The following is a 22,185-nucleotide window of genomic DNA, read 5'->3' on the forward strand; positions in this document are numbered from 1 at the left end:
CCTTCTGATCGCTTCGTGAGGCTGGCACTCGGCATCCGCTACAACGGCCAGGCATACGAGGGCTGGCAGAGCCAGCGCTCGGGCCGCACGGTGCAGGACAAGCTCGAAGCCGCCCTCGCGAAGTTCGCCGGCCTGCCCACCGGCAGCCGGGTCAGCACGCTGTGCGCCGGCCGCACCGACGCCGGCGTGCACGGGCTGATGCAGGTGGTGCACTTCGACACCGACATCGAACGCGATCCGTTCTCCTGGATGCGTGGCACCAACCGCTACCTGCCCGACGACATCGCGGTGCAGTGGGCGCACCCGGTGCCCGACGAATTCCATTGCCGCGCCAGCGCCCTGGCGCGTCGCTACGTCTACGTGCTCTCGCAGTCGCCCGTGCGGCCCAGCCTCGACGCGGGCCGGGTGGGCTGGTCGATGTACCCGCTCGACGGCGATGCGATGCGCGCCGCGGCGGCGCTGCTGGTGGGCCGGCACGATTTCAGCTCGTTCCGCGCCTCCGCCTGCCAGGCCCTCTCGCCGGTCAAGGACTTGCGGCGGCTCGAGATCACGCGCGTGGGCGACGGCGAGCGCTGCCGCTGGCACTTCGAGTTCGAGGCCGACGCCTTCCTGCACCACATGATCCGCAACCTGATGGGCAGCCTGGTGCGCATCGGCCGCGGCGATGAACGGCCCGAATGGATCACCGAGGTGCTCGAGGCGCGCAGCCGCAAGGTGGCCGCGCCCACCTTCTCCGCCGACGGCCTGTACTTCCTCGGCCCGTTGTACGACGCCAAGTGGGGTCTGCCGGCCGAGGCTACGTTCCAGGGCGACCGGGCTTCGTATGATGGCCCGCCATGACATCCCCTGCTCCTCTCGCCCCACGCACCCGCATCAAGATCTGTGGCCTCACGCGTGAGGCCGACGTGGACGCGGCAGTCGAGGCCGGCGCCGACGCGATCGGTTTCGTGCTCTACCCGAAGAGCCCGCGCGCGGTGAGCGTCGAGCGCGCCGCCGAACTGGCCTCGCGCCTGCCGCCCTTCATCACGCCGGTGCTGCTGTTCGTGAACGCGGACGCTCCCGAGGTCCTGGCCTCCCTGGCCCGCGTGAAAGGCGCCATCGCGCAGTTCCACGGGGAAGAAACGCCCGAACAGTGCGAGGAAGCCACCGGTCCGGGACGCTTTCGTTACATGCGCGCCGCCCGGATTCCGCTGGGGGCTGCCGGGGCCGGCTTCGACCTCGTAAAATACGCGTCCGATTACTCCCGCGCCCAGGCCATCCTGCTCGACGCCCATGTCGAAGGTTATGGCGGAGGCGGCAAGGCTTTCGATTGGTCACTTCTTCCACCCGCCGTCGACGCTCACCTCGTCTTGAGTGGTGGGCTCACACCTGCAAACGTGAGCGATGGCATTCACAGCCTGCGGACGCGCTGCAAGACGCTGTCCGTTGATGTGAGCTCGGGCGTCGAAATCGACGGTCCCGGGCACAAGGGCCTCAAGGACGCCGGAAAGATCCGGGCATTCGTCGCCGCCGTGAGAGCCGCAGATGCGGCGAACACTGTCAAAGCCTCGGCTGCCGACGCTTCGTCCTTCTCCAGTTAGCCGCCGCACCCGATCGCATTCGGGCTGCGGCCCATCGATCGAGAACCATGCAAAGCCAATTTCAGGACTACCAGCAACCCGACGCCAGCGGCCACTTCGGCCCCTACGGCGGCACCTTCGCGAGCGAAACGCTCACGCACGCGATCAACGAGCTGCGCGACGCGTACGCCAAATTCAAGGACGACCCGGCCTTCCTGGCCGAGTTCCACTACGAGCTGAAGCACTTCGTCGGCCGCCCCTCGCCGATCTACCACGCCGCGCGCACCAGCCGTGAAATGGGCGGCGCGCAGATCTACCTGAAGCGCGAAGACCTGAACCACACCGGCGCCCACAAGATCAACAACGTGATCGGCCAGGCGATGCTCGCGCGCCGCATGGGCAAGCCCCGCGTGATCGCCGAGACCGGCGCCGGCCAGCACGGCGTGGCCACAGCCACCATCTGCGCGCGCTACGGCCTCGAATGCGTGGTCTACATGGGCAGCCAGGACGTGAAGCGCCAGAGCCCCAACGTCTATCGCATGAACCTGCTGGGTGCGACCGTCGTGCCCGTCGAATCGGGCAGCAAGACGCTGAAGGACGCGCTCAACGAGGCCATGCGCGACTGGGTCACCAACGTCGAAAACACCTTCTACATCATCGGCACGGTGGCGGGCCCGCACCCCTACCCGACCATGGTGCGCGACTTCCAGAGCGTGATCGGCACCGAGTGCATCGCGCAGATGCCCGCCATGCTGGCGGCCGACGGCATCACCGGTGAAGCCGAGGGCAAGCAGCCCGACGTGGTCGTCGCCTGCGTGGGCGGCGGCAGCAACGCGATCGGCATCTTCCATCCCTACATTCCGTTCGCGGGCACACGCCTCATCGGCGTGGAAGCGGCGGGCGAAGGCCTGGACAGCGGCAAGCACGCCGCCTCGATCCTGCGCGGCAGCCCCGGCGTGCTGCACGGCAACCGCACCTACCTGCTGCAGAACGACGACGGCCAGATCACCGAGACGCACAGCGTCAGCGCCGGCCTCGACTACCCGGGCGTGGGCCCCGAGCACGCCTACCTGGCCGACATCGGCCGCGCCGAATACGTCGGCATCACCGACGTCGAGGCGCTCGAAGCCTTCCACTACCTGTGCCGCACGGAGGGCATCATTCCCGCGCTCGAATCCAGCCACGCCCTGGCCTACGCCCTGAAGCTCGCCAAGACCATGCGCCCCGACCAGTCCATCCTCGTGAACCTCTCGGGCCGTGGCGACAAGGACATCGGCACCGTCGCCGACCTGTCGGGCGTCGATTTCTACGACCGCCCCTCGATGCGCGGTCTGAGCGTGAAGGGAGGCAAGTGATGAGCCGCATTGCCGCCAAGTTCCAGGCCCTGCAAACGCAAGGCCGTCGCGCGCTGATCCCCTACGTCACAGCCGGTTTCCCCTTCGCCGACATCACGCCCGAGCTCATGCACGGCATGGTCGAGGCGGGTGCCGACGTGATCGAGCTGGGCGTGCCCTTCTCCGACCCGATGGCCGACGGCCCCGTGATCCAGAAGGCCGGCGAGGCCGCGCTGGCGCTGGGCGTCGGCATGAAGCAGGTGCTCGCCATGGTGGCCGCCTTCCGCACGAAGGACACGACCACGCCGGTCGTGCTCATGGGCTACGCCAACCCGGTCGAGCGCTACGGCCTCGTGCACGGCAAGAAGGCCTTCATCCGCGACGCGGCCGCGGCCGGCGTCGATGGCCTGCTGGTCGTCGACTACCCGCCCGAGGAGTGCGAGGACTTCGCCGCCGACCTGAAAGCCGCCGGCATCGACCTGATCTTCCTGCTGGCCCCCACCAGCACCCCCGAGCGCATGGCGCAGGTGGCGCGCATCGCGAGCGGCTACGTGTACTACGTGTCGCTCAAGGGCGTGACCGGCGCCGGCCACCTCGACACCGAGGCGGTCGGACGCATGATCCCGCGCATCCGCGAGCACGTGAGCATCCCCGTCGGCGTGGGCTTCGGCATCCGCGACGCGCGCACGGCGCAGGCCATCGGCTCGGCGGCGGACGCCGTGGTCATCGGCACCAAGATCATTCAACTCATCGAAGACCAGCCCCGCGACAACGTGGTGCCCACGGTGCGCGAATTCCTGGCCGGCATCCGCGAGGCGCTCGACGCCCTGCCGGCTGCCACGGCCAAGAACGCGGCTGGTCGATAATCACTGCCCTCACAAGGAGCCCCCATGAGCTGGCTTGAAAAACTGCTACCCGCCAAGATCGCACAAACCGACCCGTCCGAGCGCCGCCAGGTGCCCGAGGGCCTGTGGATCAAATGCCCGGCCTGCGAGACCGTTCTGTACAAGACCGACCTCGAGCACAACCAGAACGTCTGCCCGAGCTGCAGCCACCACCACCGCATCGGCGCCCGCGCCCGGCTCGATGCGTTCCTGGACGCCGAAGGCCGCTACGAAGTCGGCCAGGAAGTGCTGCCGGTCGACGCCCTGAAGTTCAAGGACAGCCGCAAGTACCCCGAGCGCCTGAAAGAAGCGCTGGAGAACACCGGCGAGACCGACGCACTGGTCGTCATGGGCGGCTCCGTCCACAGCATCAGCGTGGTCGTGGCCTGCTTCGAGTTCGAGTTCATGGGCGGTTCCATGGGCAGCGTGGTCGGCGAGCGCTTCGTGCGCGGCGTCGAGACCGCCATCGAGCAGAAGGTGCCCTTCGTGTGCTTCACCGCCACCGGCGGCGCGCGCATGCAGGAAGGCCTGCTCTCGCTGATGCAGATGGCCAAGACCAACGCCGCGCTCACGCGCCTGGCGAAGAAGGGCCTGCCCTACATCAGCGTGCTGACCGACCCGACCATGGGCGGCGTGAGCGCCGGCTTCGCCTTCGTGGGTGACGTGGTGATCGCCGAGCCCAAGGCGCTGATCGGCTTTGCCGGCCCGCGCGTGATCGAATCGACCGTGCGCGTGACGCTGCCCGAAGGCTTCCAGCGCGCCGAGTTCCTGCAGACCAAGGGCGCGATCGACTTCATCAGCGACCGCCGCGAACTGCGCAAGACCATCGCCAGCACGCTGGCCATGCTGCTGCGCCAGCCGGCCGACGCGGTGCTCTGACCTTCACCGTAGCTCAGGCTTCGGCCTGAACGCCCGCACGCCGAAAGGCGGTGCGGGCGTTTTGCTGTCTGGGGTACCCCGACGCGTCAGGCGCCGAGCCGGAACGCGAAGACCAGCAGGTTGCCCAGCACGATCGCCACCACCTGCAGCACCACGATGGCGGCCAGTGGCGACAGGTCGACACCGCCGATCAGCGGAATGAAGCGGCGGAACGGCCGCACCAGCGGCTCGGCCAGGCGCGAGATCAGGTCGAGCAGCATCGGCGAGGCGCCGGGAATCCACGACAGCACCGCATACACCACCAGCAGCGCCGTCAGGCCCGACACCGCCAGCTGCAGCAGGCCGACCAGCGACACCAGCGGCAGCGCCGTGATCCGCGCCAGGCTGCCGGCCAGCAGCCACAGCACCAGGAACTTGAGCATCACCAGCAGCCAAGCCGCGATCAGGCTCGCGAGGTCCCAGCGCTTCACCGCGGGCACGATGCGCCGCAGCGGCAACACGATCCAGTCGGTGATGGCGAACACGAAACGCCCCAGCGGATTGCCGAAGGGCACGCGGTGGTACTGCATGTACAGGCGCAGCAGGCAGGCGCCGCCGAGCAGGCCGACGATCACGTCGAGAAGAAACGAGGGTATCTGGTACAACATGTCGGATGGGCAGGGAGGTGCGCACGCGCGCGACTGCTCCGATTCTGGACCACAAGCCTCGCCCCCGGCCACACCGCCCTACGGAACCCCATGCCTTTGCTCAGCGTCGTGCTCCCCACCTTCAACAGCGGCGAGTTCCTCATCGAGACGCTGCAGTCGCTGCAGGCACAGACCTTCACCGACTTCGAGCTGCTGGTCATGGACGACGCCAGCACCGACGGCACCTGGGAGCGCCTGGCGGCCTTCGACGACCCGCGCATCCGGCGGCACCGCAACGCCTGCAACGTCGGCCTGCCGGCCAACATGAACCTCGCGATGGCGATGGCCCGGGGCACCTACCTGGCGCGCGTCGACCACGACGACTGCGCCACGCCGGAGCGCTTCACCAAGCAGGTCGCGTTCCTGCAAAGCAACCCGTCGATCACCGTCGTCGGCAGCCAGCTCGAGCACTTCCAGGACCAGGCCGGCGTCACCGGCCTGCCGCTGGACGACGCGACGATCAAGGCGCGCATGGTGGAGGGCTACGACTACCTCGCGAACCAGAGCACGACCGGGCGGCTGGACTTCTACCGCGCGCACGGGCTGCAGTTCGACCCCAACCTCTACGCCGTCGACGACCTCGGGTTCTGGGTCGACTGCATGCTGCACGGCGCGCGCTTCGCGAACCTGCCCGAGCCGCTGACGCGCTACCGCATCCACCCGGGCATGACCTCCCGCACCTTGCCGCGCGACCGGCTCTACGCCTCGAAGGACCGCATCTACCGGCGCCTGCTGCCGCTGGTCTTCCCGCGCCTGCGGGGCCACGAGTGCGAACAGCTGCTCACGCTGTACCGCAACCCCGGCGACATGCCCCAGACGCTGGCCCACCTGGTCGACCTGCATCGCGCGGCGCACAGCGCCCTGTCCGAGGTCGACACGCGCTGGGGCCAGAGCGCCGGCGAGTGCCAGCAGTCGATCCTGAACCTGCTCAACCACGCGCGCCACGCGTTCCAGATGCAGGGGATACTGCGGCCCGAGCACGCGACCGTCCTCAACCTGATCCTTCAACCCAGCTGACCGCGGCGACTGGCCCGGTCCTTTTCAACGTGCGCATTCCTCTCTTTCCGCTCGGTACGGTCCTGTTTCCCGGCGGCCTGCTGCCGCTGCGTGTCTTCGAGGTCCGCTACCTCGACATGGTCGGCAAGTGCCGCAAGGCCGGCACTCCGTTCGGCGTCGTCAGCCTGACGAGCGGCGCCGAAGTGCGCAAGGCCGGCGCCGAAGCCGAAAGCTTTGCCGCCGTCGGCACGCTCGCCGACATCCGCACCTTCGGCGCGCCGCAAAGCGGCCTGCTGCAGATCGAATGCGTCGGCACGCAGCGCTTTCGCGTGCGCAGCAGCGAGCTGCAGAAGCACGGCCTGTGGATCGCCGAGGTCGACGCCGTCGCCGACGATGTCGACCTCGAAATTCCCGACGATCTGCGCCACACCGCCACCGCGCTGCGCCGCCTGATCGACACCCTCGAAGAGCGCCGCCACGCGCAAGGCGACACCGTGCGCCTGCCGATCGGCGCGCCCTACCGCCTCGACGACTGCGGCTGGGTGGCCAACCGCTGGTGCGAGCTGGTGCCGATGCAGCTCGAACTCAAGCAGCGCCTGATGGAACTCGACAGCCCGCTGATGCGGCTGGAGCTGGTGAGCGACCTGCTGGCGCGCACCGGCATCACCGACTAGACACGGCCCGCTGCGAGATGAGCCCGGCGCCGGTCCGCTTCCACTCGATCCTGCTGCGCGCGGGCGCGGAGGCCTTCGCAGACAACCACCGCGCCTACTGCGCCCGCTGGGGCTACGCGCACCGCCTGCACGCCATCGGCACGCCGCACAACAGCGCGCGCACGCTGCTGGTCTACAAGTACAGCGTGGTGAGCGCCGCGCTGGCCGATGCGCCCGAAGGCACGCTGCTGGTCTTCGCGGACGACGACGCGGCCTTTCTCGCGCCCCTGCCGGCACCGGCCGTGATCGGCGACGCGACCCACTGGATCGCCGAGAACGAGCACCACCACCGCCCCGAAGGCAGCTGCTTCATGCTGCGCGCCGGCCCCGAGGCCACGGCTTTGGTGGCTTCCGTGCTCGACCGCCTGCGCATCGCGCCCGACGCAGGCACCGACCGCTGGGCACACCGCGAACTCGAAGGCCTTGCGGCCCATCCGCACCACCAGCTCATCGACGGCCGGCACTACCCCAACCTGCTGTTCGCCCGCTTCGGCCACTACCTGCCGGAGGTCTCGGCCTTCGTGCTCTCGTTCAATCCCGCGGTCCACATCGATGTCCAGGACATGCGGGTGCGGGGCCTCTTCGTCGCGCACCTGAACACGGTGCTCGCGCGCGACGGCCAGCTCTACGACGACCTGCCGCCAGCCCCCACGGGCCAGCCGGACTACGACGTGCGCAACCCCGGCCGCCCCGTCGCACTGCTGACCAGCTACACGCCCAACATCGCCGGCTATGCCACGCTGTCGGAGCGCAACATCGCCGCATACGCCGACCACCACGGCCACACCCACCACGTCTACCGCGACCTGCCCGCCGAGCTCCGGGGCCGGGTGGCCGGCAACTGGATCAAGCCCCGGCTGCTGCTCAAGCACCTGGCCGAGCACGAACAGGTCGCGTGGGTCGATGCCGACATCCTCATCCACGACCGCACACGGCCGCTCGCATCCCTGTTGCGCGGCCGGCCGGTGGCGCTGGCGCGCGACGTGTCGGGCTACGAGTTCAACAGCGGCTTCATGGTGTTCTCGAACACGCCGGTCTGCATCGCCTACCTAGAGCGCGTGCAAGCGCTCATCGACGCCGTGCAGGACAAGCGCGGCGTCTACGCCTCGGGCGGTGACCAGGCCTTCTTCGTCGCCGCCTGGGCCGAAGCCGGCGGCGACGCGGCCATGCCGCGTTCCGATGGCGTGTCCTTCAATTCGCACCCCGCGCTGTACGACGGCGACAGCTTCATGCTGCACTACATGGGCTACCCGGATCGCCTGCGCACGCTGGTGATGCAGCACGACGCCCAACGGATCGCGCACCGCCACGCGGGCACGCCAGACGCCGCGACACCGCCGAACGGCTGAAAACGTTGAGGGTTAAGCTCCACTTTTGATAGCAACCCTCGCAGAACTGACGGGCGCTTCAGGCCGATTCCGCTCAAGGCCGATGGGCTAAAATGCACGGCCCGCGCACACCCTCCTCTTCTTGCTGCGCCCCCACACGCCTCCCATGTCCGACGAACAACTGCCCTCCTCTTCTCCCACGTCCACGGCCGACGACAACCAGCTCATCGTCGAACGCCGCGAAAAACTCAAGCTGCTGCGCACGGCGCAGACCGAAGGCAAGGGGGTCGCGTTCCCGAACGACTTCAAACCCGGCCACCGCGCCGCGGCGCTGGTCGAGCAGCATGGCGGCACCGAGCCGGAAGCCCTGGAAGCACAGGCCGTCGCCGTCAGCGTGGCCGGCCGCATGATGCTCAAGCGCGTGATGGGCAAGGCCAGCTTCGCGACCGTGCAGGACGCCACCGGCCGCATCCAGCTGTACGTGACGCGTGACGCCATCGGCGAAGAGGCGTATGCCGACTTCAAGCGCTGGGACCTCGGCGACATCCTCGGTGCCGAAGGCACGCTCATGAAGACCAAGACCGGCGAACTGTCGATCAAGGTCAGCCGCCTGCGCCTGCTCACCAAGAGCCTGCGTCCGCTGCCCGACAAGTTCCACGGCATGGCCGACCAGGAGCAGAAGTACCGCCAGCGTTATGTCGACCTGATCACCGACGAGTCGGCCCGCGTGCGCTTCACCGCGCGCAGCAAGGCCGTGAGCGCACTGCGCGAGTTCATGGTGGCCAACGACTTCCTCGAGGTCGAGACGCCCATGCTGCACCCCATTCCGGGCGGCGCGAACGCCAAGCCCTTCAAGACGCACCACAACGCGCTCGACCAGGAGATGTTCCTGCGCATCGCGCCCGAGCTGTACCTCAAGCGCCTGATCGTCGGCGGCTTCGAGCGCGTGTTCGAGATCAACCGGAGCTACCGCAACGAGGGCATCTCGGTGCGGCACAACCCCGAGTTCACGATGATGGAGTTCTACGCGGCCTACTGGAACTACCGCGACCTGATGGACTTCACCGAGACGCTGATCCGCACCATCGCCGACAAGGCCGTGGGCACGCAGCAGCTCACCTACGGCGGCAAGGCCGTCGACCTGACGCAGCCCTTCGAGCGCCTGACGATCCGCGAAGCGATCCTCAAGCACACCGACGCCGGTGATGGCGTGGACGACACCGCCTGGCTCATCAACGCCCTGCGCAAGCTCGGCCTGAGCGAAGAAAAAGACAAGCTCTCGCAGCGCAGCCTCGCCAGCCTGCAGGTGATGTACTTCGAGGAAACCGTCGAAGAGAAGCTCTGGCAGCCGACCTTCATCATGGAGCACCCGACCGAGATCTCGCCGCTGGCGCGCGCCAACGACGAGCGCCCCGAGGTCACCGAGCGCTTCGAGCTGTACATCACCGGCCGCGAATTCGGCAACGGCTTCAGCGAGCTGAACGACGCCGAAGACCAGGCCGCGCGCTTCAACGCGCAGGTCGCGGCCAAGGACAGCGGCGACGACGAAGCCATGTTCTACGACCACGACTTCGTGCGCGCCCTCGAATACGGCATGCCGCCCACCGGCGGCTGCGGCATCGGCATCGACCGCCTGATGATGCTGCTGACGGATTCGCCGAGCATCCGCGACGTGATCCTGTTCCCGGCGCTGCGCCGGGAAGGCTGACCCACCCGACGGGGACGCTGTCCGTGACCGACTTTCTCTGGCAAGACCGCGACAAGAAGGAATACGTCTACCCGTTCAACTCCAGGCCCGAGTGCCTGGACATGATCCAGCGTCCTCCCACGGTCGCCCTCGACATCGGTTGCGGCTCCGGTGGCGTGGGCCACGAACTGCGCCGGCGCCACCCCGGCTGCGAACTCTGGGGCTGCGAGTTCAACGCCTCGGCGGCGCAGGTGGCGCGCGAACATTTCGACAAGGTCGTCGAGCAGGACGTGGAAACCGTCGACTTCGCCGCGATGGGCCTCACGCGCCCCTTCGACCTCGTGTGCCTGTTCGACGTGCTCGAGCACCTCGTCAATCCGTGGCAGCTGCTCAGCGGCCTGAAGCGCATCGTCGCGCCGGATGCGCAGATCCTGGTCAGCCTACCGAACGCGTCCAACCTGCCGATGTTGTACGACGCCATGCGCGGGCATTGGCGCTACACCCACTGGGGCCTGCTCGACTTCACGCACCTGCGCTTCTTCACAGACTTCGACGCCCGCAAGATGTTCTACCAGACGGGCTTTCGCGTGATCGACCACCGGCTCGACTACCTCGGCGAAGGCCGCGGCATCTACGAGCGCCACCAGGCCGAGCCCTTCCCCCTGGTGCTGACGCTGGGCGGGCTCTCGCTGCAGGTCGCATCGGCCGACGACCTGGCGCGGCTGTGCGCCGACCGCAACCTTTACCTGCTCAGCCCGCACCACGGCGACTTCCGTGACGACAGCGAGCGCGAGATGGCGTCGAACAGCTACCCGACGACCTACACCTTCGGCGGCTGAAGCGCGGCGCGCGCCGCCCGCTCAGCCCAGGCGCTTGGAGCGCGCGTCGACGTCCGCCATGTACACCGACCGGTAGGGCTCCCCGAGCCCCACGAAGTGCACCAGCAGGCTGTCGTCGCCCGCCAGGTGCGGCGGCGTGTTGATACTCAGCAGGTCGGTCACGACCGCGTCGCCGATCAGGCCGTGCTCGCCCAGCACCACGTTCGTGTAGTACTGGTCGCCCTGGCTGGCGTACACGGTCGACTTGTCGTCGACGCCGGTGATGCGCTCCCACAATTGCGTGAGCAGTTCGAGGTTGCGCTCGGTGTGGCGGAACCCCATCACGCCCGAGTTGACGTCCCACGCGCCGATGTCCTTGGCGAACAGCAGGTCGCGGCCTTCGAGCAGCGGCTCGATACGTTGGACCTGGTTGACGAACAGGGTGTCGGCGTCGATCCAGACCACCCACTGGTGCTGCGCGAGATGCCGCTTCACGAGCCAGCTCTTCACCCAGGCGCCGCTGATCGACGGATCGAGCTCGTCCGGAATGGCGCGGTAGACGTGGTAGCCGTACCCGTGCCGCTCGCAGTAGCGCCGCACGTTGTGCTCCGACACATGCGCATAGTCATTGATGTGGTGCGTGTAGAGCGTGACGAAGGCAATGGGCGCCTGCGGGTTGACGCATGAATAGGCGTCTTCCGAGATCGCCGGGTAGGCCGGCGGTGGCAGCACGGGCTCGCCGTCGATCAGCGCCGCGTTCACCCGGCGCACCAGCAGGCGCTGCAGGTTCGCGTCGTGCAGCAGCTCGTCCAGCACGCGACCTTCGGCATCCAGCTCCACTAGGGGCGCCAGGTGCACCACGAAGATGCGGGCGGTGAACCAGTTCGCGATGCGCCACGAGACGTTCACGTAGCAGTCGCCGATGAGCCCGTTGCACGACAGCATGCCGGCCGGACGCAGCAGCGCCGCGGCGTCGAGGCGGGGCGTGACGCGCGCCACCACCTGGCTCGCCGCCCGGATGAGCGCATGCAGCAGCGCGCGGTTGGCCGCCGTGTTGCGCAGGATCATCAGGTTGCACAGCGGCAGGCCCTTGGGCCCGTCCACCACGAGCAGGTCGCGGCCTTCCAGGAGCGTTTCAACGGCCACCGGGTGGAACACCACCGAATCGCCGTCGAGAAAGAGCAGCCAGTCGCCTTCGTCGAGGCCGCGCAGACGGCGCAGCATCTCGGCGTACTTCGCGCAGTCGCGCAGCGCGGGATGCCCGGCGCGCTCGCTCTCCACCCAGGCATGGGGGTAGCCGAAACGGCGGCAGTAGTGGCTGTGGTTGCGCAGCACCGGCTCGTCGAGCCGGTCGAAGAAGGTCAGGCACAGCGGCATCGACGGCGTCCGGGTGGGGTGGTCATTGGGGCGCAGTCTATCGCGCGCTCCGGCCGACCCTCTACACTCTTGGGCCCTCCGATTTCCTGCTTGAATGAATCCCCTACGCACCCCGGCCATCGGCATCGATTTCGGCACTTCGAATTCCGCGGTTTCCTTTGCCTCCCCCGGCGAGGCCGCGCGCCTGCTGCCCATCGAGGGCAGCGCCACCACGCTGCCGACCGCCCTCTTCTTCAACGCCGAGGACCGCAGCACGCACTTCGGCCGCGACGCCATCGCGCTGTACCTGTCCGGCGTCGAAGGCCGGCTCATGCGCTCGCTCAAGAGCCTGCTCGGCAGCCCGCTGATGCAGGAGAAGACTGCCGTCTACGACGGGCTGGTCAGCTTCGAGGACATCATCGCGCGCTTCCTGCACGAGCTGGTGACGCGCGCCGAACGCGAGCTGGGCCAGCGCCCCGAGCGCGTGGTCATCGGCCGCCCGGTGCATTTCGTCGATGACGACGCCAAGCGCGACCAGCGCGCCGAGGAAAGCATGCGCCACGCCGCGCGCGCCGCCGGCCTGCGCGACGTGTCCTTCCAGTACGAGCCCATTGCCGCGGCCTTCGACTACGAGCAGCGCGTCACGCGCGAATCGCTGATCCTGATCGTCGACATCGGCGGCGGCACCTCCGACTTCACCGTGGTGCGCCTGGGCCCCGAGCGCATGGCGCGCGCCGACCGCGCGGACGACGTGCTGGCCACCAGCGGCGTGCACATCGGCGGCACCGACTTCGACCAGCGCCTGAACCTGGAGCGCGTGATGCCGCTGCTCGGGCTGCGCCACCTCGGCCCCAGCGGGCGCGAGGTGCCCAGCAAGGTGTTCTTCGAACTGTCGTCCTGGCACCTGATCAACTGGCTCTACGCCCCGAAGGCCGTGCGCCAGGCGCGCGAGCTGCGCACCAGCTACAGCGACCGCCAGCTGCACGACCGCCTGATGACGGTGCTCGAGGAGCGCCACGGCCACCGCATCGCCAGCGAGGTCGAGCAGGCCAAGATCAACGGCTCGGTCAGCGACGCCGAGGTGCAGATCGACCTGTCGTGCATCGAGGCGGGGCTGGCCTCGGCGATGACGCCGACCGACATGGCGCAGCAGCTCGCGGCACCGCTGGAGAACGTGGTGGCCTGTGCCCACGCCTGCGTGAAGCGCGCCGGCCTGCGCAGCGGCGACCTCGACGCCATCTACCTCACCGGCGGCTCGTCGGCCCTGCGCCCGTTCCAGCGGGCGCTGCGCGCGAGCTTCGCGGGCGTACCGCTGATCGAAGGCGACCTGCTCGGCGGCGTGGCGGCCGGGCTCGCCTATTCGGCGCGCACGGCGGGGTGAGCCGCAGATGAAGTACCTGTCCGCGTACCCGCCCGCGCTGCTGGCGCAGGTGAGAGAGCTGATGGCGGCCGACAAGCTCGGCGCCCTGCTGCGCGGACGTTACGCCGGCCTGCACGACATCCGCACCGACCGCGCGCTGTACGACTACGCCTGCGAGCTCAAGGGCGAGTACATGCGCAAGGCCGAGCCGCTGGCCAAGGCGGTGTTCGACAACAAGCTGCACGTGGTGCGCCATGCGTTGGGCACCCACACCACCATCGCGCGCGTGCAGGGCAGCAAGCTCAAGACCAAGCGCGAGATCCGCGTGGCCAGCCTGTTCAAGACCGTGCCGCTCGAATGGCTGCGCATGATCGTCGTGCACGAGCTGGCCCACACGCGCGAGAAGAACCACGACAAGCCCTTCTACGCGCTGTGCACGCACATGGAGCCCGAGTACCACCGCTTCGAGTTCGAGTTGCGCCTGTACCTGACGCACCTGGAGGCGGGCGGTGCGCCGCTGTGGCCCGCGGCCGTGGGCGCGCCAGGCGCGCCGGCCGCGGACTGACCCGGTACAGTTATCGCCATGACCCTGCCACGGCTGCACTTCACGTCCCTGTCCGAAGACGCGGTCTGCGGCGACATCGTGCGGACCTACCGCCTGGCGGCCGAGCGGCTGGGCTACCCGACGAGCTACACGCCGGCGAACGTCGATCCCAGCGCGATCAATATCCTGTTCTTCTTCTGGGACACCCCCTGGGAGGGCATCGCGCCGCTTCACCCGAACTGCATCGTCGTCAACTTCGAGCCGATGGTCAAAGGTTCGCATGCCTGGAACGACCGTTACCTCGACCTGCTCCCGCGCTGCTACCTGTGGGAGTACAGCAAGACCAACTTCCATCGCCACCGCGAGCTCGGCTACCAGAACGCCGACTACGTGCCGCTGGGCTGGGAGCCCGACGCGGCCCGCATCCTGCCGTTGTCGGAAGTCCTGCCCGAGGAGGAGCGCGACATCGACGTCTGCTTCTTCGGCTCGTTCACGCAGCGCCGGATCGACGTGCTGGAAGCGCTGATGGCGCGCGGCCTGCGCGTCGAGATGACGCGCGGCGGGTTCTGGACCCAGGCCGAGCGCGAAGACCGCATGCGCCGCGCCAAGGTCATGCTGAACCTGCACAACTGGGAAGCGTCCCGCGTGGTCGAAACGCCGCGGCTGTCGATCCTGCTGCGCCATCGCAAGGCCGTGGTCTGCGAGCTCTACCCCGACAGCGAGATCGACCCCGCCTTCCGCGATGCGGTGGTGGGCGTGCCCTACGACCAGCTGGTCGACACCGTGGTCGCGCTGGTCGCCGATGCGCCGCGCCGCGCGCAGCTCGAACGCGACGGGCTCGACACGCTCGAGCGGGCCTTCGCGCCGCCGGACATCGGCCCCGCACTCGAACGCTACTTCGCCTGGCGCGCCCAGCAGCCCGACCGCGTGCCGCCCGTGGCGATGCCGCGCGTGACGGTCTGCCTCACCGTCAGCGTGGTGCCCGACGGCAGCCGCGACGACTGGCTGCAGGACCTGCGCGACTGGACGACACAAGCCGACGTGGCGCTGGAACTGGTCGTGGTGGCGGCAGGCCTGCCCGCAGTGGCCGAAAGCGAGGCGCGCGCCATCGCCCCCGACCTGCGCTGGATCGCGCTGCCCATGGCCTGCGACCGCGCCACCTTGCGCAACCTCGCGCTCGCACAAGCCACCGGCGAGCACGTCGTCTTCGCCGATGCGGGCGACCGCGCCCTGCCCGGCCGCCTGCAGCGGCAGGCCGCACTGCTCGCCGCCTGCCCGGACCTGGACATCGTCGGCTGCTGGAGCGAAACGCCCGCCGGACCGCTGAAGTACGCCCAGCGGCACGACGAGATCGTGGCCGAAGCGCTGGGCCCCGAGCCGCTGCGGCTGTCGACCTGCCTGGTGCGCCGCCGCTTCCTGGAACGCACCGGCGTGCGCCACGACCCCGAGTTCGCGGTGCACGACGGCCTGCAGATGCTGTGCCGCTGCATCGTGGCCGGCGCGCGTTTCGCGGTCATTCCCGAGCTGCTGCACCGCGCGGCACCGGTCGCGCCGCCGGCCGACCTCGCGCAGGCCGCCTCGCTCGCCATGCGCGCGCGGCGCGCGGTGCTGCGTCACCTGCTGCCGCGCAGCCGTGTGGAAGACATCGATCTCATCGCCCAGCTCTACGCGCACCTGTGGCCGCCGCAGCGCGACTTTGCCGAACAGTTGCTGCGCACCGTGGCGCAGGCCTGCGCGGCGCTTGCGCCCGCCGGCACGCCGCGGATCGACGCTGAAATGCTGACGCGCGCGCTGCGCACCGAAACCCTGCGGCTTCTGCAGGTGTTCTTCCAGGCCGCCCTGGCCGACAAGCCCTGGCTGGAGTCGCTGTTCGAGACGCCCGAGGTGGCCGCCTTGCTCGGCCCCGCGGCGAATCAGCTGCCGGTGCGGCCCTTCCGCGACTGAGCGCCGGCCAGCAGGCGTTGCGCCTGCACGTAGCGCGCCGAGGCCGTGAGCGCCTGCCAGCCGAGCGCGTCGTCGCCCGGCAGCAGTGACCGGCGCCGCGCCTCGCTGGCCGCATCGCCCTGCCAGCGACCATCGGCCGCCGCGGCGGTGAAGCCGTCGAGCATCTCGTCCAGCGGCCGGCCTTCGCCGATGCTCTGGTTGCACAGCAGCGCGAGGTCGCAACCCGCCGCGAGCGCCGCCAGCACGGCGTCGGTGTAGCTCAGCAGCTGGCCGTCGATGTAGCGACCGGCCTCCATGCTCAGGTCGTCGCTGAACACCGCGCCGTCGAACGCAAAGCGCTGGCGCAGGATGTCCTTCAGCCACTTTTCGGAGAAACCCGCCGGCCGCTTGTCGACCTTCGGGTAGATCACATGCGCCGGCATCACGGCCGAGAGCGTGCCGCCCAGCCAGTCGTAGGGCCGCGCGTCGTCGGCCAGGATGGCTTTCAGGCTGCGCCGGTCGACCGGGATCTCGACGTGCGAGTCGGCCTGCACGAAACCATGCCCCGGAAAGTGCTTGCCGCAGTTGCGCATGCCCATCTGCAGCATGCCGTGCATCACGCTCTTGGCGAGCAGCGCGACCACGCGCGGGTCGCGGTGAAAGCTGCGGTCGCCGATCACGCTACTGCCGCCGTAGTCCAGGTCGAGCACCGGCGCGAAGCTGAAGTCGACGCCGCAGGCGCGCAGCTCACCGGCCAGCACCTGCCCGGCGGCGGTGGCGACCTGCGTGGCGCGCAGGGCATCGCGCATCCACAGCTCGCCCAGGCTGCGCATCGAGGGCAGCCGCGTGAAGCCGTCGGTACGAAAGCGCTGCACCCGGCCGCCTTCGTGGTCGACGCAGATCAGCAGGTCGGGCCGGATCGCCTTGATCTCGGCGTTCAGCGCGGTCATCTGCGCGCGGTCCTGCCAGTTGCGGGTGAAGTGGATCACGCCGCCCACATGCGGGTCGGCAAGGCGCCGGCGGTCGGCGGCGGTGAGTTCGGTGCCGGCCACATCGATGAGGAGCGGCGCGTGGTTCAGGTCGGTCATGTCTCGGTGTCTGTCGGTCGGTCGGCGTGGCCGCCGGGAGTCTTCAGGCCTTTTCCACCACCACGAAGCTGGCGGCGTACTCGGTTTCGTCGGTAACGGTCACGTGCGCCGTCAGGCCCTGCGCCTCGAACCAGTCTTTGAGTTCGCCGTGCAGCACGATCACCGGCTTGCCGCTGCGCAGGTTGGCGATCTCGCACAGGCGCCAGCTCATCGGCATGCGCATGCCCAGGCCGATGGCCTTGCTGAAGGCCTCCTTGGCGGAAAAACGCGTGGCAAGGTAGCTCAGGCCGCGCTTGGGCCAGCGTGCGGCACGGGCCTGCCAGATGGCGAACTCGGCGTCGCTCAGCACCCGGCGGGCGAAGCGCTCGCCCTGGCGCTCGAAGGTGGCCGCGATGCGGCGCACGTCGCAGATGTCGGTCCCGATGCCGTAGATCATGCGGCGTCGGCGATGCAGCGCAGGTAGTCGCGCGTGGTCGCGGCGTACCCGAGTTCGAGCGCATCGGCGACGAAGGCATGGCCGATCGACACCTCGTGCACGCCGCGCACGGCGCGCAGGAACGGCGTGAGGTTGTCGCGGCTCAGGTCGTGGCCGGCGTTGACGCCCAGGCCCGCCGCGTGCGCGGCCTGCGCCGCGGCCACGTAGCGCGCGAGCACGGCGGCTTCCTGCGGCGTGCCGCGCGAGGCGGCGTAGCCTTCTGTGTAGAGCTCGACACGGTCGGCGCCCACGGCCTTGACGGCGGCCATCATCTCGGGGATCGGGTCCATGAACAGGCTCACGCGCACGCCCAGCGCCTTGGCTTCGGCGACCAGCGGGCGCAGGCGTTCGGCGTCTTCCGGGAAGCTCCAGCCGTGGTCGCTGGTCGACTGGGTTTCGCTGTCGGGCACGAAGGTGGCCTGGTGCGGCTTGAGCTCGCGCACGAAGTCCATCAGGTTGTGGAAGGGGTTGCCTTCGATATTGAACTCGATGCCCGGCCAGTCCTTGGCGAGCAGTTCCGACAGGTCGCTCACGTCGTGCGCGCGGATGTGGCGCGCGTCGGGGCGCGGGTGCACGGTGATGCCCTGCGCGCCCGCAGCCAGGCAGGCCTGGGCCGCGCCCACCACGCTCGGGATGCCGAGGTGGCGCGTGTTGCGCACCAGGGCGACCTTGTTGAGATTGACTGACAGGGCCGTGGTACCGGCATCGCCCGAAGAAGTGCTCATAGTGCTTGCAGATCCCTCATCATTTGCCGCGTGCGCAGCGTGGTCACGCCGCAATGGTAGTTGAGCAAGGCCCGCAGCTGGTTGCGCAGGGCACTGTTGCTGCCGGCGTTCATCGTCGCGACCTCGCGCAGGGTGGCGGTGAACGGCGTGCGGTCGTCGAGCACGCTCTGCAACACCTGCCAGTCGGCGCCGGCCAGCGCGGCCTCGTCCTTGGCCGCCTGGCGCAGGCCGGCTTCGGGTACGAGGGTGTAGCGCGTGCGGGCCGCCAGCGGCTCCAGGGTGAGCGTCTGCACGTCGAGCGAGGGCAGCAGGCCGACCGAGCGCAACAGCAGCAGCTCGAAGGCGCGCAGCGCGGCGGCCTGCGTCGCGGCCTGGGCGCCCGCGTGGTCGCCGGCCAGCACCTGCACCACGCCGGCGTAGGCGTCGAACAGCGCCTCGTGCGCGTCGTCGCGCGCCAGCAGGCGCAGCAGCAGTTCGTTGACGTAGTAGCCCGAAAGCAGCGCCTCGCCGGTCGGCATGACGTGCCCGCCCATCCACTCGGCACCTTTGAGCGTGCGGATCTCGGCGTCCCCGCCGTAGTTGAGCTGCAGCGGCTGCAGCGGCAGCAGCACGGGACGGAAATTGGAACTCGGCCGCTTCGCCCCCTTGGCCACGAGCGCGATGCGCCCGTGGTGGCGGGTGAAGACTTCGAGGATCAGGCTCGACTCGCTCCAGTCGTAGCGATGGAGCACGTAAGCCGGTTCATGCGAAACGCGATGAGCGGCAGCCACTTCATTCGTAGCCGAAGGAGCGGACGCGCGCCTCGTCGTCGGCCCAGCCGGAGCGCACCTTCACCCACAGCTCGAGGAACACCTTGGCGTCGGCCAGCTTCTCGAGCTCGACGCGGGTTTCCATGCCGATGCGCTTGATGCGCTCGCCCTTGTCGCCGATCACCATGGCCTTGTGGCCGTCGCGCTCGACCACGATGGTGGCGGCGATGCGCAGCAGGCGCTTCTGGCCCTTCTTCTGGGGCGGCTCTTCCTCGAACTTGTCGATGATGACGGTCGAGGTGTAGGGCAGCTCGTCGCCCGTGAGGCGGAAGAGCTTTTCGCGCACCAGTTCGCCGGCGAGGAATTTCTCGCTGCGGTCGGTGAGCTCGTCTTCGTCGTAGAACCAGGGCTGCTCGGGCAGGTATTTTTCGCAGATGCCGAACAGGCGCTCGACGTCCTTCGAGTTCTTGGCCGACATCGGCACGAATTCGGCGAAGCTGTGCTTGGCCTGCATCGTCTGCAGCCAGGGCGCAATGTCGCCGCGGCGGTGCACGTTGTCCAGCTTGTTGGCCAGCAGCACCGTGGGGATGCCCTTGCCCAGCAGCTTGAGCACGCGCTCGTCGGCCGGCGTGAAGCTGCCTGCCTCGACCACGAACAGGATCAGGTCGACGTCGCCGACCGCGCCCTGCACGGTCTTGTTGAGCGACTTGTTCAGCGCGTTGGCATGCAGGGTCTGGAAACCCGGCGTGTCGACGAACACGAACTGCGTGGCGCCCAGCGTGCGCATGCCGGTGATGCGGTGGCGCGTGGTCTGCGCCTTGCGCGAGGTGATGCTGATCTTCTGACCGACCAGCGCATTGAGCAGCGTCGACTTGCCCACATTGGGCTTGCCGACGATGGCGATCAGGCCGCAGTGCTGCGGCCCGGTGGCAGGCGTGTCGCCTGCGGTGTCTTCGGGTCCCGCTGCGGGATTGGTTACATCGTTCATTCTGATTTCACGCGGCGCCGCGTGCCTTGAGCCGGATCAACATGGCGGCCGCGGCAGCTTGCTCGCCGGCGCGGCGCGAGCCGCCGATGCCGCGCTCGCGAAGGCCCAGCTCGGGCACCTCGCACTCGACATCGAAGGTCTGCTTGTGCGCTGCACCCAGCGTCGCTGCCACGCGGTACACCGGCAGCTTCATTTTGTGGCCCTGCAGCCATTCCTGCAATTCGGTCTTCGGGTCTTTCGCGGCGGCTTCCATGCGCGGATTGATCTCGACCGCCTCGTAGAGCCGGTGCACCAGCGCCTGCGCGGCGGCAAAGCCGGCGTCCAGGTAGACCGCGCCGATCAGCGCTTCGAGCGCGTCGGCCAGGATGGAGGGCCGGTTCGGGCCGCCCGAGCGGGCCTCGCCTTCGCCCAGGCGCAGCAGCGGCGACAGCGCCAGCCCCAGCGCGAGCCGGTGCAGCGTGTCCTGCTTGACCAGGTTGGCCCGCACGCGCGACAGGTCGCCCTCGGGCAGTTCCGAGAGGCGGATGTACAGCAGGTGCGAGACGGCCAGGTTCAGCACCGAGTCGCCGAGAAACTCGAGGCGCTCGTTGTGGTCGGCCGAGAAACTGCGGTGCGTGAGCGCGAGCTGGAGCAGGCGCGGGTCCGAGAACGTGTACTGAAGGCGCGCCTGCAGCGCGACGAGGCTGCCGTCCACCTTCTTGTTCGACACCGCGGTCAGCGGGACGCGCCCTTGTATTTGAGCGTCAGGTAGGCCGGCCCGAACAGGGGGATCTCGCGCTCGTACGCATACGACACGACGACCTTGTCGCCCACCTTCTTGATCTCGAGGTCCCGGCCGCTGACCGACTTGAAGTCGTCGATGGCCTGGGCGCGGTCGAAGATCGCGCGGATCTCGGGCACCGTGGCGCCTTCCTTGGCCTTGTTGGCGGCCTTGTCGATGGCCTGCCATTCGATCAGCGTCGGAATGACCTGCGCGACGACAACGCCCACGCAGCCCAGCACCGCCGCGACGAACACCAGGCCGATGAACGAGATGCCGCGCTGGTGCGCGGCACTGCCACGGACGGACCGACTGTTGGTTCTCATGCCCTCTTACCCCTCGAACAGTAACGTTGACTGTTGATTAATTATTGAAACGGACCGATGCGACCGAGATCGCCGAAGTTCATCCAGACGAAGAAGGCCCTGCCCACGATGTTCTTGTCCGGTACGAATCCCCAGAAACGGGAATCGGCCGAATTATCGCGGTTGTCGCCCATCATGAAGTAGTTGCCTTCGGGCACCTTGCACACCACGCCCTCGACCGAGTAACGGCAGTTCTCGCGGAACGGGAAGTCGCTGGCACCCGGCACGAAGGCGGGGGCGTTCTCGTCGTTGAGGATCTTGTGCTGCTTGCCGCCGAGGTCTTCGTCGAATTGCTTCAGGATGCGCATCGACTCGCCATCGAGGTAGTCGGCGATCGGGGCCTTGCCCACCGGCTGGCCGTTGATCGTGAGCTTCTTGTTCAGGTAGGCCACCTCGTCGCCCGGGATGCCGACCACGCGCTTGATGTAGTCCATGCTGGGCTTGGGCGGGTAGCGGAACACCACCACGTCGCCGCGCGCCAGCGGCGTGCCGTCGGTGAGCTTGGTGTTGACGACCGGCAGGCGCAGGCCGTAGGTGAACTTGTTGACCAGGATCAGGTCGCCGGTCAGCAGCGTGGGCATCATCGAGCCCGAGGGAATCTTGAAGGGCTCGTACAGGAACGAGCGCAGCAGGAACACCACCAGGATCACCGGGAACAGGCCCGCGGTCCAGTCGAGCCACCAGGGCTGCATCAGCAGGCGCTCGCTGGCCTTGGCGTCGGTGGTGTCGACCTGGGTGATGCCCTGCCCCGCCAGCCGCGTGTTGCGTTCGGCGATGGAGCTCTCGAGCGTGGCGGCGGCGCGTTCGCGCTGCGGCAGGAAGTAGAAGCGTTCGGCCAGCCAGTAGACCCCGGTGACCACCGTGGCCACGAACAGCAGCAGCGCGAAGTTGCCTTCGAGCGCGCCGAAATACCAGGCGCCGACGTAGCTGGCGAACGCCGCGAGAACCAGGGTGGTGAGGTATGCCAT

At 68.6% G+C, this 22,185-nt stretch carries 23 protein-coding genes; 13 read left to right on the forward strand and 10 right to left on the reverse strand.

Annotated features, from left to right (window positions below; translation table 11 throughout):
• Positions 1–15: 15 nt before the first annotated feature.
• From truA to accD, 5 genes are read left to right on the forward strand one after another with little or no spacing between them, the layout of a single operon-like run.
• Positions 16–840: a tRNA pseudouridine(38-40) synthase TruA gene (truA, locus tag FFI97_RS17710; RefSeq protein WP_139702442.1), complete on the forward strand. Its 825-nt coding sequence runs from the start codon at positions 16–18 to the stop codon at positions 838–840.
• Positions 837–1,580: a phosphoribosylanthranilate isomerase gene (locus FFI97_RS17715; RefSeq protein WP_139702441.1), complete on the forward strand. Its 744-nt coding sequence runs from the start codon at positions 837–839 to the stop codon at positions 1,578–1,580. The genes truA and FFI97_RS17715 overlap by 4 nt, the downstream gene beginning before the upstream one ends.
• A gap of 47 nt (positions 1,581–1,627) precedes the next feature.
• A complete protein-coding gene (trpB, locus tag FFI97_RS17720) occupies positions 1,628–2,914 on the forward strand; it encodes a tryptophan synthase subunit beta (RefSeq protein WP_139702440.1) in 1,287 nt (428 codons plus the stop codon).
• On the forward strand, positions 2,914–3,759 hold the full coding sequence (gene trpA, locus FFI97_RS17725) for a tryptophan synthase subunit alpha (RefSeq protein WP_139702439.1): 846 nt from the start codon (positions 2,914–2,916) through the stop codon (positions 3,757–3,759). The genes trpB and trpA overlap by 1 nt, the downstream gene beginning before the upstream one ends.
• Before the next feature lie 24 nt (positions 3,760–3,783).
• The gene (accD, locus tag FFI97_RS17730; protein ID WP_062475492.1) at positions 3,784–4,656 is read left to right on the forward strand and encodes an acetyl-CoA carboxylase, carboxyltransferase subunit beta; all 873 of its coding nucleotides are present in this window, start codon (positions 3,784–3,786) and stop codon (positions 4,654–4,656) included.
• Positions 4,657–4,742: 86 nt separating this feature from the next.
• On the opposite strand, the gene FFI97_RS17735 is transcribed toward accD, so the two are convergent.
• Positions 4,743–5,303, reverse strand: a complete 561-nt coding sequence (locus tag FFI97_RS17735) for a YggT family protein (RefSeq protein WP_056572059.1) — start codon at positions 5,301–5,303, stop codon at positions 4,743–4,745.
• A gap of 90 nt (positions 5,304–5,393) precedes the next feature.
• Here FFI97_RS17735 and FFI97_RS17740 point away from each other — a divergent pair, with 90 nt between their 5' ends.
• From FFI97_RS17740 to FFI97_RS17760, 5 genes are all read left to right on the forward strand, one after another.
• On the forward strand, positions 5,394–6,359 hold the full coding sequence (locus tag FFI97_RS17740; RefSeq protein WP_139702438.1) for a glycosyltransferase family 2 protein: 966 nt from the start codon (positions 5,394–5,396) through the stop codon (positions 6,357–6,359).
• Between the two features lie 29 nt (positions 6,360–6,388).
• Positions 6,389–7,012, forward strand: coding sequence for an LON peptidase substrate-binding domain-containing protein (locus FFI97_RS17745; RefSeq protein WP_260685039.1), 624 nt, complete (start codon positions 6,389–6,391; stop codon positions 7,010–7,012).
• 17 nt (positions 7,013–7,029) lie between these two features.
• Positions 7,030–8,400 (forward strand): hypothetical protein, encoded by a 1,371-nt coding sequence (locus tag FFI97_RS33620; RefSeq protein WP_185993655.1) that lies wholly within the window; start codon positions 7,030–7,032, stop codon positions 8,398–8,400.
• A 145-nt stretch (positions 8,401–8,545) separates the two neighbouring features.
• Positions 8,546–10,087, forward strand: coding sequence for a lysine--tRNA ligase (gene lysS, locus FFI97_RS17755; protein WP_062475499.1), 1,542 nt, complete (start codon positions 8,546–8,548; stop codon positions 10,085–10,087).
• 23 nt (positions 10,088–10,110) lie between these two features.
• Positions 10,111–10,905: a class I SAM-dependent methyltransferase gene (locus FFI97_RS17760; RefSeq protein ID WP_139702437.1), complete on the forward strand. Its 795-nt coding sequence runs from the start codon at positions 10,111–10,113 to the stop codon at positions 10,903–10,905.
• Positions 10,906–10,926: 21 nt separating this feature from the next.
• On the opposite strand, the gene FFI97_RS17765 is transcribed toward FFI97_RS17760, so the two are convergent.
• The gene (locus FFI97_RS17765) at positions 10,927–12,261 is read right to left on the reverse strand and encodes a galactosyl transferase GMA12/MNN10 family protein (protein ID WP_139702436.1); all 1,335 of its coding nucleotides are present in this window, start codon (positions 12,259–12,261) and stop codon (positions 10,927–10,929) included.
• A 94-nt stretch (positions 12,262–12,355) separates the two neighbouring features.
• Between FFI97_RS17765 and FFI97_RS17770 the strand changes: the two genes are divergently transcribed.
• Genes FFI97_RS17770 through FFI97_RS17780 form a run of 3 tightly spaced genes read left to right on the forward strand, consistent with a single transcriptional unit; the run spans position 12,356 to position 16,088 of the window.
• Positions 12,356–13,621: an Hsp70 family protein gene (locus FFI97_RS17770; RefSeq protein ID WP_139702435.1), complete on the forward strand. Its 1,266-nt coding sequence runs from the start codon at positions 12,356–12,358 to the stop codon at positions 13,619–13,621.
• Positions 13,622–13,628: 7 nt separating this feature from the next.
• Positions 13,629–14,165 carry a YgjP-like metallopeptidase domain-containing protein gene (locus FFI97_RS17775; protein ID WP_139702434.1) on the forward strand — a complete coding sequence of 179 codons (537 nt, stop codon included), beginning with the start codon at positions 13,629–13,631 and terminating at the stop codon, positions 14,163–14,165.
• 18 nt (positions 14,166–14,183) lie between these two features.
• Positions 14,184–16,088 (forward strand): glycosyltransferase family A protein, encoded by a 1,905-nt coding sequence (locus FFI97_RS17780; RefSeq protein WP_139702433.1) that lies wholly within the window; start codon positions 14,184–14,186, stop codon positions 16,086–16,088.
• Here FFI97_RS17780 and nagZ read toward each other — a convergent pair.
• The 8 genes from nagZ to lepB are packed head-to-tail and all read right to left on the reverse strand — an operon-like array spanning position 16,058 to position 22,185.
• The gene (gene nagZ, locus FFI97_RS17785; RefSeq protein WP_139702432.1) at positions 16,058–17,155 is read right to left on the reverse strand and encodes a beta-N-acetylhexosaminidase; all 1,098 of its coding nucleotides are present in this window, start codon (positions 17,153–17,155) and stop codon (positions 16,058–16,060) included. The genes FFI97_RS17780 and nagZ overlap by 31 nt on opposite strands.
• Positions 17,156–17,198: 43 nt before the next feature.
• Positions 17,199–17,591, reverse strand: a complete 393-nt coding sequence (acpS, locus tag FFI97_RS17790) for a holo-ACP synthase (protein WP_056572075.1) — start codon at positions 17,589–17,591, stop codon at positions 17,199–17,201.
• Positions 17,588–18,355: a pyridoxine 5'-phosphate synthase gene (locus FFI97_RS17795; protein ID WP_139702431.1), complete on the reverse strand. Its 768-nt coding sequence runs from the start codon at positions 18,353–18,355 to the stop codon at positions 17,588–17,590. Before FFI97_RS17795 ends, acpS begins: the two co-directional genes overlap by 4 nt.
• Positions 18,352–19,125, reverse strand: a complete 774-nt coding sequence (gene recO / locus FFI97_RS17800; RefSeq protein ID WP_062475523.1) for a DNA repair protein RecO — start codon at positions 19,123–19,125, stop codon at positions 18,352–18,354. Before recO ends, FFI97_RS17795 begins: the two co-directional genes overlap by 4 nt.
• 1 nt (position 19,126) lies before the next feature.
• Positions 19,127–20,092: a GTPase Era gene (gene era / locus FFI97_RS17805; protein ID WP_139702430.1), complete on the reverse strand. Its 966-nt coding sequence runs from the start codon at positions 20,090–20,092 to the stop codon at positions 19,127–19,129.
• Between the two features lie 7 nt (positions 20,093–20,099).
• Positions 20,100–20,786 carry a ribonuclease III gene (gene rnc / locus FFI97_RS17810; protein ID WP_056572447.1) on the reverse strand — a complete coding sequence of 229 codons (687 nt, stop codon included), beginning with the start codon at positions 20,784–20,786 and terminating at the stop codon, positions 20,100–20,102.
• Between the two features lie 20 nt (positions 20,787–20,806).
• On the reverse strand, positions 20,807–21,178 hold the full coding sequence (locus FFI97_RS17815) for a DUF4845 domain-containing protein (RefSeq protein ID WP_062475531.1): 372 nt from the start codon (positions 21,176–21,178) through the stop codon (positions 20,807–20,809).
• 41 nt (positions 21,179–21,219) lie between these two features.
• Entirely contained in the window at positions 21,220–22,185 is a 966-nt protein-coding gene (gene lepB, locus FFI97_RS17820; protein WP_062475534.1) for a signal peptidase I, read from the reverse strand.

It is taken from the genome of Variovorax sp. KBS0712 (genome assembly GCF_006323185.2).
GTDB classification, from domain to species: Bacteria; Pseudomonadota; Gammaproteobacteria; order Burkholderiales; family Burkholderiaceae_C; genus Variovorax; species Variovorax boronicumulans.

What these genes read in the sequence shown, in the direction of transcription:
- FFI97_RS17715 (WP_139702441.1), top strand. Translation starts at nt 837, where the DNA reads ATGACATCCCCTGCTCCTCTCGCCCCACGCACCCGCATCAAGATCTGT.
- trpB (WP_139702440.1), top strand. Translation starts at nt 1,628, where the DNA reads ATGCAAAGCCAATTTCAGGACTACCAGCAACCCGACGCCAGCGGCCAC.
- trpA (WP_139702439.1), top strand. Translation starts at nt 2,914, where the DNA reads ATGAGCCGCATTGCCGCCAAGTTCCAGGCCCTGCAAACGCAAGGCCGT.
- accD (WP_062475492.1), top strand. Translation starts at nt 3,784, where the DNA reads ATGAGCTGGCTTGAAAAACTGCTACCCGCCAAGATCGCACAAACCGAC.
- FFI97_RS17735 (WP_056572059.1), bottom strand. Translation starts at nt 5,303, where the DNA reads ATGTTGTACCAGATACCCTCGTTTCTTCTCGACGTGATCGTCGGCCTG.
- FFI97_RS17740 (WP_139702438.1), top strand. Translation starts at nt 5,394, where the DNA reads ATGCCTTTGCTCAGCGTCGTGCTCCCCACCTTCAACAGCGGCGAGTTC.
- FFI97_RS33620 (WP_185993655.1), top strand. Translation starts at nt 7,030, where the DNA reads ATGAGCCCGGCGCCGGTCCGCTTCCACTCGATCCTGCTGCGCGCGGGC.
- lysS (WP_062475499.1), top strand. Translation starts at nt 8,546, where the DNA reads ATGTCCGACGAACAACTGCCCTCCTCTTCTCCCACGTCCACGGCCGAC.
- FFI97_RS17765 (WP_139702436.1), bottom strand. Translation starts at nt 12,261, where the DNA reads ATGCCGCTGTGCCTGACCTTCTTCGACCGGCTCGACGAGCCGGTGCTG.
- FFI97_RS17770 (WP_139702435.1), top strand. Translation starts at nt 12,356, where the DNA reads ATGAATCCCCTACGCACCCCGGCCATCGGCATCGATTTCGGCACTTCG.
- FFI97_RS17775 (WP_139702434.1), top strand. Translation starts at nt 13,629, where the DNA reads ATGAAGTACCTGTCCGCGTACCCGCCCGCGCTGCTGGCGCAGGTGAGA.
- FFI97_RS17780 (WP_139702433.1), top strand. Translation starts at nt 14,184, where the DNA reads ATGACCCTGCCACGGCTGCACTTCACGTCCCTGTCCGAAGACGCGGTC.
- nagZ (WP_139702432.1), bottom strand. Translation starts at nt 17,155, where the DNA reads ATGACCGACCTGAACCACGCGCCGCTCCTCATCGATGTGGCCGGCACC.
- acpS (WP_056572075.1), bottom strand. Translation starts at nt 17,591, where the DNA reads ATGATCTACGGCATCGGGACCGACATCTGCGACGTGCGCCGCATCGCG.
- FFI97_RS17795 (WP_139702431.1), bottom strand. Translation starts at nt 18,355, where the DNA reads ATGAGCACTTCTTCGGGCGATGCCGGTACCACGGCCCTGTCAGTCAAT.
- era (WP_139702430.1), bottom strand. Translation starts at nt 20,092, where the DNA reads ATGAACGATGTAACCAATCCCGCAGCGGGACCCGAAGACACCGCAGGC.
- FFI97_RS17815 (WP_062475531.1), bottom strand. Translation starts at nt 21,178, where the DNA reads ATGAGAACCAACAGTCGGTCCGTCCGTGGCAGTGCCGCGCACCAGCGC.
- lepB (WP_062475534.1), bottom strand. Translation starts at nt 22,185, where the DNA reads ATGGCATACCTCACCACCCTGGTTCTCGCGGCGTTCGCCAGCTACGTC.